The sequence below is a fragment of the Vibrio sp. 1401 genome (assembly GCF_033340295.1).
On sequence record NZ_JAWOWF010000363.1, the window covers coordinates 1 to 703 of the forward strand.

Genomic DNA, 703 nt, shown 5'->3' on the forward strand with positions numbered 1-703 from the left:
TGAGACCGCAAAAAAGCCCCGCATCGCGGGGCTTTCTTCGTTTTAAAAAGCGCGTTTCGTCCTAAAATGTATGGAGGCATTAAGGATGAACAACCGCTACTTCACACACATCACATTCAACAACGACGTGCCGGTTAACTGATTTGGTTCTCGATCGGCAAACAAGCCTTTCTTATCTTTACCCCAATACGGCAATTGCAGCGGCCATTTGTTCTTCTCCATCACACCAGAATCTCGCAACGCTTTAAATTCAGTCGCCGTGGCGAGCGACATGCCCAACTGCTGACAAATCTGTTGCGAGCTTTCGTAGTTGAGTCGATTCCACGGCTTACCATATTCCATATAAAACTGATTATCTAACAGGTAAGGCACGACATACGTTTTGCCATGTAGAGACGCTCGCAAGCGCACTTCCACCTCTCCATTGCCTTTTACGCTCGGTGCTGGTTTTGCTTTCGCAACCGGTTTTGTTGTCGTGCTCGGTTTCGGCTCTTTTGCCGTAACTGGCTGCGCTGTTGTTTTTGTCGCAGAAGCTTTAAACGCCTCGGTATCTGGACGACTGGCCACGACTGGCGCAACAGGCTTCGGTGCGACGTTTGGTTTGGCGACAGGAGTCGGCTTTGATGACGGCTGCGTTTGCTTCACGGTGTTGCCACTCCCTTTGCCAACCACACGAATAAATGCCTCGCGATAGTTCGACAAG

General features: G+C 50.1%; 1 pseudogene. It reads right to left on the bottom strand.

Annotated features, from left to right (window positions below):
• Positions 1-96: 96 nt before the first annotated feature.
• Positions 97-703, bottom strand: a pseudogene (locus R7Z77_RS25650) (SPOR domain-containing protein); the annotation flags it as partial.